The 15730-nt window shown below is 69.6% G+C and carries 14 protein-coding genes; 7 read left to right on the forward strand and 7 right to left on the reverse strand.

All coding sequences use genetic code 11. The features are described 5' to 3' along the window. Positions 1-116 precede the first annotated feature (116 nt). Both AB0L60_RS02385 and AB0L60_RS02390 read left to right on the forward strand, forming a co-directional pair. Entirely contained in the window at positions 117-305 is a 189-nt protein-coding gene (locus tag AB0L60_RS02385) for a hypothetical protein (RefSeq protein WP_120743826.1), read from the forward strand. 290 nt (positions 306-595) lie between these two features. Further along, positions 596-2869 (forward strand): helicase-associated domain-containing protein, encoded by a 2274-nt coding sequence (locus tag AB0L60_RS02390; protein ID WP_364606732.1) that lies wholly within the window; start codon positions 596-598, stop codon positions 2867-2869. Between the two features lie 92 nt (positions 2870-2961). On the opposite strand, the gene AB0L60_RS02395 is transcribed toward AB0L60_RS02390, so the two are convergent. Both AB0L60_RS02395 and AB0L60_RS02400 read right to left on the reverse strand, forming a co-directional pair. Then, positions 2962-3465 (reverse strand): hypothetical protein, encoded by a 504-nt coding sequence (locus AB0L60_RS02395; RefSeq protein ID WP_364605938.1) that lies wholly within the window; start codon positions 3463-3465, stop codon positions 2962-2964. Positions 3466-3813: 348 nt separating this feature from the next. Beyond that, a complete protein-coding gene (locus tag AB0L60_RS02400; protein WP_364605941.1) occupies positions 3814-5442 on the reverse strand; it encodes a cellulase family glycosylhydrolase in 1629 nt (542 codons plus the stop codon). A gap of 228 nt (positions 5443-5670) precedes the next feature. Here AB0L60_RS02400 and AB0L60_RS02405 point away from each other — a divergent pair, with 228 nt between their 5' ends. The 4 genes from AB0L60_RS02405 (at position 5671) to AB0L60_RS02420 (ending at position 10204) form a co-directional block, all read left to right on the forward strand. Further along, entirely contained in the window at positions 5671-7329 is a 1659-nt protein-coding gene (locus AB0L60_RS02405; RefSeq protein ID WP_364605944.1) for a DNA repair helicase XPB, read from the forward strand. A 37-nt stretch (positions 7330-7366) separates the two neighbouring features. After that, complete coding sequence (locus tag AB0L60_RS02410; protein ID WP_364605947.1) at positions 7367-8035, forward strand: DUF3239 domain-containing protein; 669 nt, start codon at positions 7367-7369, stop codon at positions 8033-8035. Between the two features lie 63 nt (positions 8036-8098). Continuing rightward, entirely contained in the window at positions 8099-8737 is a 639-nt protein-coding gene (locus AB0L60_RS02415; protein WP_364605950.1) for a LysE family translocator, read from the forward strand. Between the two features lie 63 nt (positions 8738-8800). Beyond that, the gene (locus tag AB0L60_RS02420) at positions 8801-10204 is read left to right on the forward strand and encodes a M1 family metallopeptidase (protein WP_364605953.1); all 1404 of its coding nucleotides are present in this window, start codon (positions 8801-8803) and stop codon (positions 10202-10204) included. Between the two features lie 57 nt (positions 10205-10261). On the opposite strand, the gene AB0L60_RS02425 is transcribed toward AB0L60_RS02420, so the two are convergent. From AB0L60_RS02425 to sigJ, 3 genes are all read right to left on the reverse strand, one after another. Then, positions 10262-10906: a LysE family translocator gene (locus AB0L60_RS02425; RefSeq protein WP_364605956.1), complete on the reverse strand. Its 645-nt coding sequence runs from the start codon at positions 10904-10906 to the stop codon at positions 10262-10264. Between the two features lie 106 nt (positions 10907-11012). After that, positions 11013-12215, reverse strand: coding sequence for a pyridoxal phosphate-dependent aminotransferase (locus AB0L60_RS02430; RefSeq protein ID WP_364605959.1), 1203 nt, complete (start codon positions 12213-12215; stop codon positions 11013-11015). 69 nt (positions 12216-12284) lie between these two features. After that, a complete protein-coding gene (sigJ, locus tag AB0L60_RS02435; RefSeq protein ID WP_364605962.1) occupies positions 12285-13214 on the reverse strand; it encodes an RNA polymerase sigma factor SigJ in 930 nt (309 codons plus the stop codon). 96 nt (positions 13215-13310) lie between these two features. Between sigJ and AB0L60_RS02440 the strand changes: the two genes are divergently transcribed. Next, a complete protein-coding gene (locus AB0L60_RS02440; protein WP_364605965.1) occupies positions 13311-13892 on the forward strand; it encodes a GNAT family N-acetyltransferase in 582 nt (193 codons plus the stop codon). 128 nt (positions 13893-14020) lie between these two features. On the opposite strand, the gene AB0L60_RS02445 is transcribed toward AB0L60_RS02440, so the two are convergent. Both AB0L60_RS02445 and AB0L60_RS02450 read right to left on the reverse strand, forming a co-directional pair. Beyond that, positions 14021-15115 (reverse strand): 3-deoxy-7-phosphoheptulonate synthase, encoded by a 1095-nt coding sequence (locus AB0L60_RS02445; protein ID WP_364605968.1) that lies wholly within the window; start codon positions 15113-15115, stop codon positions 14021-14023. 250 nt (positions 15116-15365) lie between these two features. Beyond that, positions 15366-15728, reverse strand: coding sequence for a PH domain-containing protein (locus tag AB0L60_RS02450; protein ID WP_354830917.1), 363 nt, complete (start codon positions 15726-15728; stop codon positions 15366-15368). Positions 15729-15730: the final 2 nt, after the last annotated feature.

The following is a 15730-nucleotide window of genomic DNA, read 5'->3' on the forward strand; positions in this document are numbered from 1 at the left end:
CAATGCCGATGCGGGGCATTCGCGATTTCCGGGGTTGCCGGCGGAACGCCGTGGCGGGGGCAAACTTCGGGGTGCCGGAGGGGGCGGCCCCGACGGCCGCATGCCAGAATGAGCGCGTGGTGAACAAATCGAACAAACCCTATGTCGACAATGGCTGGCCGGAGATGGCCAATGGCGATCACGCGGTCACCGAACTCTCCTCGACCCGCTCCGGTGGCCTGTCCCCGTACGGTGAGGACACCGAGTTCCCGCTGCCGGCCGATCAGCTGCCCTACGTGCACCCGCACACCATCGTCAACCGCTGATCCGACGTACGACCGACAACCATGCGGTTAACGGCGCTCGTTCCCGGGCGGCCGCCGCGCATACGACCCCAGGCCCGCGGGGCGGGCACCGTGCCAGCAGCCCCACCTACCGCCTGGTCGCCGCGGCGGCCGCTGAACCGCGTCCGCACCGTGCCCGATGAACCGCGCCCGGCCCGACATGCCGGCTGCCCGATGGATCGGGTGAAGTGACCGACCTTCCCACCTCAGCCACGACCGCCGACGCGGCCGCCCGTCCCGCCAAGTCCGCGAAATCCGCCGCCCGCGCGGATATGACTCTGGCCGAATGGCTTTCCAAGCGCAGCGACGCGGATCTCGTGACGCTGCTGCAGTTGCGGCCCGATCTGGCCGTCCCGCTGCCCGGTTCGATGGCCGTGCTGGCCGCGCGAACCGAACAGCGCGCCTCGGTGCTGCGCGCGGGCGACGAGCTGGACACCCTCGATTTCGCCGTCATCGAAACCCTGGTGGTGCAAGGGGCCGGAGACGGCGGCCGCGCCGTGCCGCTGCCCGCCAAGACCCTGCGCAAGCTGCTGTCGGACCGGGTTCCGGCGGCCACCGTCAATGCCGCGCTGCAGAAGCTACGCGCCCGCGCCCTCGTCTGGGGCCCGGATACCGCCCTGCGCGTGACACCCGCCGCCCAGGAGGCGCTGCCGTGGCCGCTGGGCAGCACCACCGAACTGCCGGATGCGCTCACCGAACCCGAGATCACCGCGGCCCTGGCCGCGTCCACCCCGCAGGAGCGGGCCCTGCTGGAGAAGCTGGCCGGCACCGGCCCGCGCGGGCGCACCCGCGATGCCGCGCCCGGCACTCCCTCCGAGCGCCCGGTGCAGCGGCTGTTGTCGCACCGGCTACTGAACTGGATCGACGAGGAGACCGTGGAGCTGCCGGTCTCGGTCGGGCAGGTGCTGCGCAACGAGCCGGTCAGTGATCCGCATGCGCTGGTGCCGCCGCACCCGGATTCGACCAAGCATGCCCCCGCCGACATCAATGCGGTGGCCGCGGGCGAGGTGGGAGAACTGCTGCGGCACAGCGCGGCCGTGCTGGAGGCGCTGGGTGGGTCGCCCGCCCCGGTGCTGCGCTCCGGCGGTCTCGGCGTCCGGGAGCTGCGCCGCGTCGCCAAGCAGACCGGCATCGACGAGAACCGGGTCGGCCTGCTGGCCGAGGTCCTCGCGGCGGCCCGGCTGATCGACAAGGGCAGTCCCGAGCCCGCGCCCGACGGCGACGGGGCCGAGGACTACTGGGCGCCCACCACCACCGCCGACGCCTGGCTCGCGGTGGTGCCGCCGCGGCGCTGGACGGTGCTGGCGCAGGCCTGGCTGGACCTGGACCGCTTCCCGTGGATGATCGGCATGCGCGACGCCAATGACAAGCCCCTGGCCGCGCTGTCGGCGGAGCTGCGGTATGTGCACGCCGTCCGCGACCGGCACGCCGTACTGGGCGCGCTGGCCGAATTCCCGCCCGGCACCGAGGTCTCCGCCGCCGACCTGGGCCGGATCCTGGCCTGGCGGCAACCGCGCTGGCGACGGCACTACCGGCTGGAGGCGGTGGCGAACACGCTGGCCGAGGCCGAGGCGCTCGGGCTGGTGGCGCGCGGGGCCCTCAGCTCGGCGGGCTGGGCCCTGCTGCACGGCAGTCCGGAGGACGCCGAATCGGAGATGGCGATCGCGCTGCCGGAGCCGGTGGACCACGTCCTGGTGCAGGCGGATCTGACGGTCATCGCGCCCGGCCCGCTCACCCCGGAACTCCAGGGCCGGGTCGCCATGGTCGCCGATGTCGAATCCGCGGGCGCCGCAACGGTTTACCGCATCAGCGAGATCTCGGTGCGCCGGGCGCTGGACGCGGGCGCGACGGCCGCGGAACTGCACAATCTGTTCACCACGCACTCCCGCACCCCGGTCCCCCAGTCGCTGACCTATCTCATCGACGATGTGGCCCGCCGCCATGGACGCCTGCGCGTGGGCATGGCGCAGAGCTTCGTGCGCAGTGAGGACCCGACGCTGCTGGCGGAGGTGCTGGCCGCGCCCGTGGCCGGCGAACTCGCGCTGCGCGCCGTGGCCCCGACCGTCGTCATCTCGCAGGCGCCGCTGGCCGAGGTGCTGGAGCGGCTGCGCGCCGCCGGTTTCAGCCCGGCGGGCGAGGATTCGTCCGGCGCCATCGTCGACCTGCGACCCCGCGGGGCCCGCCTGTCCGCGCGGGGGCAGCAGCGCCCGAACTGGCGGCCCAACCCACCGAGCACCGAACAGCTCGAATCCCTGGTCGCCGAACTCCGCGCGGGCGAACGCGCCGCCAATGTCCGCCCCGGCCAGGCGGTGCGCTCCGACGGCTCCCGCACCAGCACCGCCGCCACCCTCAACCTGCTGCAGCTGGCCGCCCGCACTCGCCGCCCCGTCCACATCGGTTACGTGGACGCCCAGGGCGTCGCCACCCAGCGCGTGGTCGAACCCCTCAAGGTCGGCGGCGGCCAGCTCGATGCGCTGGATCCGGTCACCGGCGCGGTCCGCCACTTCACGCTGCACCGCATCGCGTCGGTCGCCCTGGTCGAATAGCGGCCTCGGTCGCCCTGGAACAGGAAAGCCCGGTACCCGAACGACATTCGTCATGTCGTCCGCGTACCGGGCCGCAGGTCCCGAGCGCCGGGTTACCCCTTCGGGTTACCTAGGCAGAACGTGGTCTTCGGGTCGTGAATGATGCGGAAGCTGGTGGCGGTGTTGGCGTCACAGGCGAATTCGTCGTCCTGGCCCTCGATCCGCTTGACCACCTTGAAGGACGCCTCGGGGGCCGTGCACGCCACGTACTTGTAGCCGGTGGACGGGCTCTCGTTGTAGCAGGCGCCCTCCTTGAAGTTCGGGCTCAGGCACAGGAACGCGGTGGTGCCGCCATTGAGGGTCTCCTGGTAGGAGGTCTCCTCTTCCTTGCAGTCGGTCTTCTTGTCGTAGACCGCCGCGACCTTGTACACCGCCTTCTGGTCGGAGCAGTCGACCGGCGCCGTCTTCGAGTCGGTGGCCGAGCCTTCGATGACGTTGATGCAGTCGCCCACCTTGGACTTGGCGGTGTCGGACTTACTGGCGTCCTTCAGCATCGAACAGCCGGAAACGGCCAGCACGGCCACGGCCACCGCCACGAGGGCGAGTACGAGGCGCACGAGCGTCCTCGTTCCTGCGAACTTCACTAGCGAAAACCTTTCTCACCGAACAATTCACGGCTGTGAACGCGGTGAGAATACCTGTGTGCGGCCCACACGCGCATCCGACATGGGGGTTATATCAGAACCGCATGAGTTTCTCGGTGCAACATGGACCGCGCGCGCATGCCCAGCAACGAGAGGTTCACGAGGATGGCCGGGAGGGCACTGGGCAATTGCAGACCGAAGGCGTTCATGGTCTGTGCCGCTCGATCGGATGAACTGGGCGCAGGTCCAACATTATGCCTGCGCCCCGTGTCGCTCCCCACCCTCGGCTCACGACATAAGCACAGCAACGGGTTTCGCGCATCAGCGCGCCGAACCGGTCCCCGATCCGGTGCCCGCCGAGCCACTGGCCGAACCACTGTCGGCCGAGCCGCTCGCCGAACCACTGTCGGCCGAGCCGCTCGCCGAACCACTGTCCGCCGAACCCGTGCCGATCGGACCACTGGGCACGGTCGCACCCTTCGACCCCGGCCGGTTGACATAGACGGTCACCGGCGTCGACGCGTCCGCCTCCACCGTCACCACCCGGGCACCCGCCGCGGAGGTGACATGGCCGCCGTCGACCCGTACCGCGTACCCGTCCGGATAGTGCACATCCGACACATAGATCTCGGTCGGCCCACTCGCCGGGCGCGGCGTGTACCGGTAGGCGAAGTCGCCGGTGTCGGGATCGAAGATCATCCGCCCCGGCGTGCCCGCGGTGGCCTGCGGATACGTCCGAACCAGCTGCTTGCCGACATCCCCGAGGAACGGGTCCGGCTTCGGCCCGCCCGCGCCGAACCGCGAGGTGTAGGTCCAGTACTGCCAGCTGACGAAGCGCTCGTCGGCGCGGCTGAGGGTATTGCTCAGCACGGACGCGTCGCCGTCACCGAATTCGGTGACCAGGGTGGGCAACTGGGTGCGAGCGGTGAAGGCGTCGATATTGCTCCAGGTCTTGGCCTGCTGCACCGGGCACAGACCGCGCAGGAAGGCGGGCAGCCCCGAATAGATGGCGAGCTGGCTCGGGATGCAGTAGTCGTGTGGCGCGAAGGCGATGTCGGGCGCGCTGATCGGCGGATTCTTGCCCAGGTTCGTGGGCATGGTCTCGTTCCAGGTGACATTGGGTTCCCACAGCACCATGAGGTCGCCATTGCGGCCGCGCACGGCATCGGTCAGCTTCTGCATGGCCGCCTGGTATTTGACGTCGAAGCCCGGACAACCGTTCGGGAAGCACGACAGGAAGGCCGAACCCGGCCACGGCTCGTTCAGCAATTCGATGCCGAGCGCGCCCGGGTGTCCGCTCACCCGCGCCGCGAGCGCCCTGAGCCCGTCACCCAGGTAGTCGAGCACGCCGTAGGTGTTGTTCCAGACTTCGTCCCAGCCGGAGTTCATGCTGGGCATCAGGTAGTAGAACGGGAAGCCGACATTGGGCTCCAGGCCGCTGGGCCGCGCGTGGATGGCCCATTCGGGAAAGCCGTTGCCGCCCCAGATGCTCGAGAGTCCGTCCTGATGGTTGTCGAGCAGGGTGTGAATCCCGTACTGCGCCAAGGTGTCCACCACGCCGGCGACGCGATCGAGGTAGGCGGTGTCGACCACGCCCTTGGTCGGCATGAGCGCGTCGAAGGGGACGCCGAGGCGCACGGTGTTGAAGCCGTGCCGCGCGAGCAGCGCCGCATCGTCGGCGGTGACGGTGAGGCCGTCGCCGGGTTCGAGGAAGGGCGGCTCCTTGTCGACATTGTTGACGCCGTGCAGCAGGACGACGCGGCCGCTGTCATCGACGAACCGCACGCCGTCGGTGTGGAGCCGCGCGAACGCGGAGCCCGCGGGCGCGGCCTGGGCGACGGCGGCGGGCGCGATCAGCGCACCCGCCAGTGCCGCGGTGAGCAGTCCGCGGATCCAGCGTCTGGCGCGCCCGCGCCCGATCCGGGCCGTGGTGGTCCTGTGTATCGGCATCGCTGTTCAGTTCTTTCAGGTCAATCGTCCAAATGGACATCCGTCCAAGTTTGGGGTGATCGTAGCCAGCGAAACTCGGGTCTTGACCGTTTTCGTGAGATCGATCGGCCGCTTCCCGGCCGGTCAGCTCCGCCAGAAGCGAAAAGGACGCAGGTCACGTGGCATTGTCGGTGGCTTCCTGGAGAATGGACCAGGCCCATTCGGGCTCGGACAAAGCCAGGAGGTGTCGTGACCGACGGTCCACTCATCGTGCAGAGCGACAAGACGCTGCTGCTGGAGGTCGACCACGAGTCGGCCGATGCGGCGCGGCAGGCCATCGCGCCGTTCGCGGAACTGGAGCGCGCGCCCGAGCATGTGCACACCTATCGGGTGACACCGCTCGCGCTGTGGAACGCCCGCGCGGCCGGGCACGACGCCGAGCAGGTGGTGGACGCGCTGGTCAGCCACAGCCGGTACGCGGTGCCGCAGCCGCTGCTGGTCGACATCGTCGACACCATGGCCCGCTACGGGCGGCTGCAGCTGGTCAAGCATCCCGCGCACGGGCTGGTGCTGGTCAGCCTGGATCGCGCGGTGCTGGAAGAAGTGCTGCGGCACAAGAAGATTCAGCCCATGCTGGGCGCGCGCCTCGACGACGACACGGTGATCGTGCATCCGTCCGAGCGCGGGCGCATCAAGCAGATGCTGCTCAAGATCGGCTGGCCCGCCGAGGATCTCGCCGGATACGTGGACGGCGAGGCCCACGAGATCAACCTGGACTACGAGTCCAGCGACTGGCATCTGCGCGACTACCAGGAGATGGCCGCGGAATCCTTCTGGGCGGGCGGGTCCGGCGTGGTCGTGCTGCCCTGTGGCGCGGGCAAGACCATGGTGGGCGCGGCGGCCATGGCCAAGGCCAAGGCCACCACGCTGATCCTGGTCACCAATACCGTGGCCGGGCGGCAGTGGCGGCGCGAGCTGCTGGCCCGCACCTCGCTGACCGAGGACGAGATCGGCGAATACTCCGGTGAGCGCAAGGAGATCCGCCCGGTCACCATTGCCACGTACCAGGTCATCACCCGCAAGACCAAGGGCGAGTACCGGCATCTCGAGCTCTTCGACAGCCGGGACTGGGGCCTGGTCATCTACGACGAGGTGCACCTGCTGCCCGCCCCCGTCTTCCGCATGACCGCGGACCTGCAGTCGCGCCGCCGGCTCGGGCTGACCGCCACCCTGGTCCGCGAGGACGGCCGCGAGGGCGATGTGTTCTCGCTGATCGGCCCCAAGCGCTACGACGCGCCGTGGAAGGACATCGAGTCGCAGGGCTGGATCGCGCCCGCGGACTGCATCGAGGTGCGGGTCACCCTGACCGACGCCGAACGCATGACCTACGCGACCGCCGAGCCGGAGGAGCGCTACCGGCTGTGCTCCACCGCGCGCACGAAACTACCGGTGGTGGAATCGATTCTGGCCCGGCACCAGGACGCGCCGAGCCTGGTGATCGGGGCCTACCTGGATCAGCTGGACGAGCTGGGCGAGCATCTGAACGCCCCGGTCATCCAGGGTTCCACCCGTACCAGGGAGCGCGAGGAGCTCTTCGACGCCTTCCGCCGCGGCGAGATCCCGGTGCTGGTGGTGTCGAAGGTGGCCAATTTCTCCATCGATTTGCCGGAAGCCTCGGTGGCGGTGCAGGTTTCGGGCACGTTCGGGTCGCGGCAGGAGGAGGCGCAGCGGCTCGGGCGGCTGTTGCGCCCCAAACACGATGGCGGCCAAGCTCACTTCTATTCCGTGGTCGCACGTGACACGCTGGACGCCGAGTATGCCGCGCACCGGCAGCGTTTCCTGGCGGAGCAGGGGTATGCCTATCGCATCACCGATGCGGACGACCTGCTGGGGCCGACGATAGGATAAGTGGAGGAAGAGCCTCCATAAGGCGGGAGGGACGCACGTGCGGCGCTTCGAATTCGCGGTGGATCGCGACCATGCCCGGGCGGTCAACGAGGTCGTCGCGTACCTGCGGCGGCTTCGCATCTGGGCGTACAGCGCGGCCATCGGGCTGGGACTGGGCACGGCATTCCTGATCTGGGTGAACCACCCCTGGTCCTGGCTGCTGGCGGTGGCGTTCCTGCTCGCCGCGGTGACCGCGCTGTTCATCGGGTACTGGACGCCGCATCGGGGCCGGGTGGACAAGCTGTACGCCGCCGGCGATCTGGTGCCCGCGGTGGTGTCGGAGACCCACGGGAACGGGGCCACCCTGCTGGCCCTGGTCGATCTGGCCAAGCCGAATACCGCGGGGCCGCGCTACGCGCTGGTGACCCGCACGGTCCGCTCACTACCCGGGCATCGGGCCCGGGCCGGGGAGCGCGTGCCCGCGGTGACCGTGCGGGTGGACCGCGCGCCCGGCCCGGTCGGGGATCTGTGGCAGTCGGTGAGCGCCATGCCCATCGCCTGGGGCACCCGGGATCTGAACATCATCGAGCGCGCCCGCGGGGCCATCAACGAGGTGGAGTGGAAGCTGCTCACCGACAATCTGGACCTGGCCACCAAGGTGCGCGGCGCGGATGCCAAGCACCTGCTGCTGGACCCGCAGCAGCTGCCGGAAGAACTGCGCGGCTGAACAAACCGGGCGACCGGCAACAATAGGGGCGACAGGCTCGGCCGCCGAAAATAGAATGATCGGATGATTCCCGCCGCGAATATGCTGGCGTTTCTCGTCGCATCCATTGTCATTGTCATAATCCCTGGTCCCGGTGTGCTTTTCGTGATCGGCCGGGCGCTGACCTACGGGCGGCGCGCAGCGCTGCTGTCGGTGCTGGGCCATTCGGCCGGCGTCATGGTGGTCCTGGGGCTGGTGGCCGCCGGGCTCGGCGCCCTTCTCGCCGCCTCGGCCATCGCGCTCTCGATCGTGAAGCTGGCCGGCGCGCTGTACCTGATCTACCTGGGCATCCAGGCCGTCCGGGAACGGCGTTCGCTGCGCGAGGCCTTCGAGGCGAAGGTCGAACCCATGGAGAACGGCCGGGTGCTGCGCCAGGCGGTGCTGGTCGGGCTGACCAATCCGAAGGCCATCATCTTCTTCTCCGCGGTGCTGCCGCAGTTCGTGGCGCCCAAGGCGGGCGCGGTCCCGGTGCAGATGCTGATCCTGGGCGGGCTGTTCCTGGTGGTCGCGCTGATCTCGGACTCGATCTACGCCCTGCTGGCGGGTACCGCGCGGAACTGGTTCGCCCGGTCGCCCAAGCGGCTGGAGGTGGTCGGCGGCGCGGGCGGCGTGATGATCATCGGACTGGGCGCGAGCGTCGCCGTGTCGGGCAGCGGTAACTGAGGGGTGCGCCGATTAGCATCGGGCTGGTCGGCGGTCGATCACGGAAAGGGGTCGGTGCAGCGCATGAGGCGGAACTGGCGGTACCTGGCGGTGGGGGCGGTACTGCTGGCGGGCACGAATGCGGCTCCCGCGCAGGCGGATTCGGGTGACCCGCTCGCCGGCTCGCCCGGGCTGGGCGATCCCTACTATCCGATGGACGGCAATGGCGGCTATCACGCCGGCCATTACGACGTCACCATCTCCTACGATCCGCCGTCCCATCAGCTGACCGGGTCGACCCGCATCGACGCGGTGGCCACACAGGCGCTGCGCACGTTCAACCTGGATTACAGCGGGCCGGAGATCTCCAAGGTGACGGTCAACGGGCTGCCGGCCTGGTTCGACCGCACCGATGAGCACGAACTGGTCGTCACGCCGCTGATCCCGCTGCTGCCCGGCCTGCCGTTCACCGTGCAGGTGCAGTACGCGGGCGCGGCCACCGGCACCGATGGCAACGGGTGGTGGTTCTCGCCCAGTGGCGGGGCTTTCGTTGCGGGCGAACCGCATTCGGCGAGCGCCTGGTACCCGCTCAACGACACGCCCTTGGACAAGGCGACTTTCACGCTGCACGCCACCGTGCCGCAGGAGTGGGAGGTGATGTCCAACGGCGACAAGGTGTCCGACACCGTGCAGGGCGCGGACCGCACCGTCTCCTGGGAGATGCGCCAGCCGGTGGTCGGCTACCTGACCACCGTCGCCATCGACCGGTTCCAGTTCCTGGAACAGCGGCGCGCCAATGGAACTCCACTGCTGAGCGCGTTCGCACCGGACGCGTTGAAGGCCAGGGAGGTGGAGTCGCGACTGCCGGAGATCCTGGACTTCCAGGAGCAGCTGTACGGGCCCTACCCATTCGACACCGGGGGCGGCATCTACGTCGACACCGATCTGCAGTTCTCGCTGGAGACCCAGACCCGGCCCATCTACGCGCCCTGGACCGATCTGGACACCGTGGTGCACGAGATCACCCATCAGTGGTGGGGCGACTCCATGTCGGTGAAGCAGTGGTCGGACGTCTGCCTGAACGAGTGCTTCGCCAGCTACACCGCCGACTACCTGTGGCCGGAACGCAAGGACGGCAAGGACGTCGACGCCGAGTACCGGGAGACCATCGCGAAATACCATGACGATCCGAAGTTCTGGGAGATCCCGCTCCAGAACCCCGGCAAGGGCAGCGAATTCACCTCGGTCTACTACCGCGGCCCGCTGTTCCTGCACGCGCTGCGCCGCACCATGGGTGATGACGCCTTCTTCCCGGCGGTCCGCGACTTCGTCATGGGACACAAGTACGGGAATGCCTCCATGCCCGAGTTCCGCGCGTTCATGCAGACCCGCACTCCCCGCGATCTGCAGGGCTTCTTCACCGCCTGGCTCGACCGCACCGACCGTCCCGCCGACGAGTTCCTCTACCCTGGCAGCCTGCGCGCGTGAGACGTTGCCCGCCGCGGGAATTCGCGGCGGACCACCGCGGCGGCGACCGTGATCCGGTCAGGCCGGAAGCGGGCGGGTGCGGTCCGACAGCACCAGCGCGGCCATGGCGCCGAGCACCGAGCCCGTGACGAACCGCTGTGCCCGCAGCCAGAGCGGCCGCCGCGCCAGGAAGGTCGAGATGGCGCCCGCGCTGAGCACGATCAACCCGTTCACGGTGATGGCGATGCTGATCTGCACCGCGCCCAGGCAGAGGCTCTGCAGCCATACCCGCCCATGCGCGGGCACCACGAACTGCGGAATGAGCGCCATGTACAGGATGGCGATCTTCGGATTCAGCAGATTGGTGACGAGCCCCATGGTGAACAGTCGCCGCGTCGGATCCGCGGGCAGTTCCGTCGGCGTGAACAGCGAAAGCCCGCCGGGCCGGAACGTCTTCCACGCCAGATGGAGCAGGTACACCGCCCCGGCCACCTTCAGCGTCAGATATAGCGCCGGCACCATGGCGAACACCGCGGTGATCCCCGCGGTCGCGGCCGCCAGATACACCCCGAACCCGACCGCCACCCCCGCCAGCGACACCAGCCCGGCCCGCCGCCCCTGCGACACGGTCCGCGACACCAGATACATCATGTTCGGCCCCGGCGTGAGCACCAGCCCCAGCGCCGCCGCGGCCACCCCCAGCACCGCACTCGTCTCGATCACCCGGCCAATTCTCCGAGCCCCACCCACCCGCTGTCGCGGTCCACTCACCATCATCTGGACCGCGAACCCGGAGCCATCACGCACAGCCGGATCGGCGCGTCCGGCGCTAGCGGACGATGTCGGCGGTGTGGCCCGCGCGCAGGCGGCGGACGCCCTCGGCGATGGTCTCCTCCTTCTTGCAGAAGGTGAAGCGCACCAGGTGGTTCCAGGCGGCCTTGTCGTCGGCGAAGACGCTCACCGGCACCGCGGCCACGCCGAGGCGTTCGGGCAGCTCCTTGCAGAAGGCGTAGGCGTCGGTCCGCTCCGCCTCCCCGCGCTTGCCCAGCGGCGTGATGTCGGCGCACACGAAATAGGTACCGTCGCTGCGCTTCACCCCGAACCCGGCGTCGGCGAGCGCGGCCGAGAGCCGAAGTCGCTTCTCCGACAGCGTGTCCCGCAGCGCGGCCACCCACTGCTGCTCGGTATTCAGCGCATGCGCGACCGCGGGCTGGAACGGCCCGCCGCCGACGAAGGTGAGGAACTGCTTGGCGGCGAGCACCGCGTCCAGCAGCGGCGCGGGCGCGCAGGCCCAGCCGATCTTCCAGCCGGTGACGCTGAATGTCTTGGCGGCGCTGGAGATCACGATGGTGCGCTCGAACATGCCGGGCAGGGTGGACAGGCTGATGTGCTCGTGCCCGTCGTAGTAGAGGTGCTCGTACGCCTCGTCCGACATGACGTACAGGTCGTGTTCGATGGCGATGTCCGCGATGGCGGTGAGGTCGGCACGCGAGAGCACGGTCCCGGTCGGGTTGTGCGGCGAATTCAGCAGCAGCAGACGGGTTTTCGGGGTGATAGCGGCGCGCAGGCTGTCGAGGTCGAGGGCGAAGCCGTCGCCGTCGGGCACCAGCCGCGCGGTGCGGCGCCGCGCCCCGGCCAGCGCGATGGCGGCGGCGTAGGAGTCGTAGTAGGGCTCGATGAGCACCACGTCCTCGCCGGGTTCGACCAGTCCGAGCACGGTGGCCGCGATGGCCTCGGTGGCGCCGACGGTGACCAGCACCTGGGTGTCCGGGTCGTAGCGGGTGCCGTAGCGGCGGGCGCGGTCGGCGGCGATGGCCTGCCGCAGGGCGGGCACGCCGCGGCCGGGCGGGTACTGGTTGAACCCGTCGGCGATGGCCTGCCGCGCCACCTCGAGCATGCCCGTGGGGCCGTCGCTGTCCGGGAAACCCTGACCGAGGTTGACCGCGCCGTGGCGCACGGCGAGCTCGGTCATCTCGGCGAAGATCGTCGACGCGAAGGGCTGCAGTCGGGCGACGGTGGGAATGCGCGGCATGTCCGGAGCCTAATCCATCGGCGAAAACGGCCCGCGACGGTGAGTTACCTCACAGCGCCGGGCCGCGGTTCACTGCGGCAGCCGGATGCCCGTCAGCTTGGCGGGGTTCACCACGTCGTAGACGCCCCACACCCGGCCCTCGCGCACGGTGAAGGCGTACACGCGCTGCGGGTTCCCTGCGGACCCGTTCTCGGCCGGGATCGCGTGCGCGAGGATTCCCCACTGTCCGTTGACCAGCACCGGTTCGAGCTGCCGGGCGGGTCCGATGTGCTCGGTGTCGAAGAGCCCGAATCGGCGCCACAGGCCCAGCCAGAGGCGGACGTTCTTGTCCACGCCCGCAACCACATTGATGGCGGTGGACACGGCGCCGCCGCCGTCGCCCACGGTGCGCACGTCCGGGTGCAGCGCGGCCACGATGGCGTCGACGTCGCCGCTGCCCAGCGCGGCGAGCAGTCGCTGCACCGCGGCATTGTGCTCGTCGTCGGTGACCGGGGCGGGCGCGGCCGCCACCGCCTTGCGGGCCCGGGTGGCCAGCTGTCGCGCGGAGTCCACGGAAATGCCCAGGATGTCGGCGATTTCGCTGAACGGCACCGAGAAGCCGTCGTGCAGAACGAATGCCACGCGCTGCGGCGGGGTCAGCGTGTCCAGCACCACGAGGGCGGCGAAGCGGAATTCCTGTTTGCGCACCACGGCCGCCAGCGGGTCCGGGGTGCTGGAGGGCGTCACCGCGCTGACCACCGGCTCCGGGAGCCATTGCCCCACATACTTTTCCCGCCGGACCGCGGCGCTGCGCAGCCGGTCCAGGCAGATGCGGCCGACCACTGTGGTGAGCCAGGCGCGCAGATCCTCGATCTCGGATTGGCGGGCCACCGCGAGCCGCAGCCAGCTCTCCTGTACCGCGTCCTCGGCGTCGCTGACGCTGCCGGTGAGCCGGTAGGCCACCGAGAGCAGATGCGGCCGATGCGTTTCGAACAAGTCGGCAAGGAGAGCGGCAACCATCGGATCGATCCTACGGCCGGGCTCCGACAGCCTCCTCACCGCCCCGGTGGCCAGAACCCGCTGTGCCCGCGCACGTTTCCGTGACAGCATGACCGCATGGACGCGGATTTCCTCTCCGACGGCGTGGTCCGGCTGTCGCCGCCCGCAGTTTCCGACATCGACGCCATCACGGCGCTGTGTCAGGAACCGTCCATCGGCGCCTGGACCACCATGCCGGTCCCCTATCACCGCGCCGACGCCGAGAAGTTCATCTACGACGTCGTCGGCCCGGGCTGGGCCACCCGCAGCCCCACCTGGGCGCTGCGCCGCGCCGCGGACGGGCCGGTGGTCGGCATGATCGGCCTGACCGTGCCCAATCGCCGCCGGGACGAGGACACCGCCGAGATCGGCTTCTGGCTCACCCCCGCCGCCCGCGGCGAGGGCCTGATGACCCGGGCCGCGCTCCTGGTCACCGCGGTGGGTCTGGATCCCGCCGGGCTGGCCTTCGAGCGGCTGGAGTGGCGCGCCTTCGTCGGCAATCACGCCTCCGCGGCGGTGGCCCGCCGCGCCGGCTACCACTACGAGGGACTGCTGCGCGGCGGCTCGCTCCAGCGCGGCGCCCGCCGCCACACCTGGGTGGCGGGCCGCCTGCGCGACGACCCCGCGACGCCCAGCCCGCACTGGCCCGACGGTGTCTGACACACCCGGAAACAGGTTCGGCGCACACCCGCCGGACTGGGTGTGCGCCGAACACAGTGTGCACGCCGGACTCGTCCCGTGCGAGCTGAACTCGCGACGAGCGGGTGCTGGTCAGATGACCGGGCCGGCTAGCCGCGGGCCTCGCGGCGGCGGGTGACGGCGTCGGCGAGCCGGTCGAGCTGGGCCGCGGTGGTGTCCCAGTCGATGCAGGCGTCGGTGATGGACTGCCCGTAGGTGAGCGCCTCCGGGTGGCCGAGGGTGAGGTCCTGGCGGCCCGCCACGATGAAGGACTCCATCATGAGACCGACCACGGTGTGCTCGCCCGCCGCGATGCGCTCGGCGAGATCGGTGACAACGTCGATCTGCTTGTTGTGGTCCTTGTTGGAGTTGCCGTGCGAGGCGTCCACGACCAGCCGCTGCGGCAGCGACGACTTCTCCAGGCGCAGCAGGGCTTCCGCGCAGGAGGCGGCGTCGAAGTTGGGGCCGTTGCTGCCGCCACGCAGGATGACGTGGCAGTCCGGGTTGCCCGCGGTGCGGATGAGCGCGGAACGCCCGTCCAGGTCGGTGCCGGGGAAGACGTGCGAGGCGGCCGCGGCGCGCACGCCGTCCACCGCGACCTGCACGTCGCCGTCGGTGCCGTTCTTGATGCCGACCGGCATGGACAGCGCCGAGGACAGCTGCCGGTGCACCTGGCTGGCCGCGGTCCGCGCGCCGATCGCGCCGTAGGCGACCAGGTCCGCGATGTACTGCGGGGTGATCGGGTCCAGGAACTCGCACGCCACCGGCAGCCCCAGCGCGGTGATGTCGACCAGCAGGCGACGGCCCAGGTCCAGGCCGGTGTTGATGTCGAAGCTGCCGTCCAGGTGCGGGTCGTTGATGAGACCCTTCCAGCCCAGCGTGGTGCGCGGCTTCTCGAAGTAGACGCGCATCACCACATGCAGCCGGTCGTCCAGCTCGGCGGCCTTGGCGGCGAGCCGGCGGGCGTAGTCCATGGCGGCGTCGGGATCGTGCACCGAGCACGGGCCGACGATCACCATCAGGCGGTCGTCGGCGCCGTTGAGCACGTCGACGGTGGCCTTGCGGCCGGCGCGCACGGTGTCGGCGAGGGTGTCGTCGATCGGGTGGGCGGCACGGATCTCACGGGGCGACCGCAGCGGGCTCACACTGAGCGTGCGCTGATCGTCCAGATCGGCATGCCGTTCGAGATCGGCGGTGGTGGTCATGGGTTGGTTTCCTGTCCCAGGCCGACCCACGGAGAGTTCTTCGAAACCCCTTCGAGCCGGTCTGTTTTCGTCCGGCTCGGGGTGGAGGATGTCAGCGCAGGTTCACGCCGCGCGACCCACCCGGGGCCGGCTGGCTAAACCAGAAATACACACGCTGCATGCACCGGACTGTACCAGAGATCTCGAATCGCGCCTGTGGCGTGGAACACTATCGATGGGATAGGCATCTCACATACTGGGAAGACCTACGTCAGCGCAGGATGTAGTGCAGGATCACATCGTGGACGTGACGGGTCTTCTCGTCGCCCCGGAACTCCACCTCGTAGGTGTGGTGCCCGGTGCTGATGGCGATGTGCCCGGAGGAGAAGAACTGTCCCGCGAACGACTTGTTGGTCAGGATGCTGACGCTCGAGATCCGCGCGTACGGGATGCTCGTGATGGCGATCTTCTTCCCGACGAACGAGTTGTCCTGGATGACGACCCGCCGGTCGGTGATCCCCAGGAATCCGGTACCCACCCCGATGGCGTCGTACACGGCCAGGATCTGTTCCCCCGGCAGCAGTCCCTGCTGGATCTTGTCGAGCTGATCCCGCCGGTCGAATGGAATGCTCATCG

It is taken from the genome of Nocardia sp. NPDC051981, from assembly GCF_040680715.1.
Classification (GTDB): domain Bacteria; phylum Actinomycetota; class Actinomycetes; order Mycobacteriales; family Mycobacteriaceae; genus Nocardia.

Coding starts and splice junctions, on each gene's coding strand:
- AB0L60_RS02445 (WP_364605968.1), bottom strand. CDS start 15,115: ATGACCACCACCGCCGATCTCGAACGGCATGCCGATCTGGACGATCAG.
- AB0L60_RS02450 (WP_354830917.1), bottom strand. CDS start 15,728: ATGAGCATTCCATTCGACCGGCGGGATCAGCTCGACAAGATCCAGCAG.
- AB0L60_RS02415 (WP_364605950.1), top strand. CDS start 8,099: ATGATTCCCGCCGCGAATATGCTGGCGTTTCTCGTCGCATCCATTGTC.
- AB0L60_RS02390 (WP_364606732.1), top strand. CDS start 596: ATGACTCTGGCCGAATGGCTTTCCAAGCGCAGCGACGCGGATCTCGTG.
- AB0L60_RS02400 (WP_364605941.1), bottom strand. CDS start 5,442: ATGCCGATACACAGGACCACCACGGCCCGGATCGGGCGCGGGCGCGCC.
- AB0L60_RS02420 (WP_364605953.1), top strand. CDS start 8,801: ATGAGGCGGAACTGGCGGTACCTGGCGGTGGGGGCGGTACTGCTGGCG.
- sigJ (WP_364605962.1), bottom strand. CDS start 13,214: ATGGTTGCCGCTCTCCTTGCCGACTTGTTCGAAACGCATCGGCCGCAT.
- AB0L60_RS02440 (WP_364605965.1), top strand. CDS start 13,311: ATGGACGCGGATTTCCTCTCCGACGGCGTGGTCCGGCTGTCGCCGCCC.
- AB0L60_RS02430 (WP_364605959.1), bottom strand. CDS start 12,215: ATGCCGCGCATTCCCACCGTCGCCCGACTGCAGCCCTTCGCGTCGACG.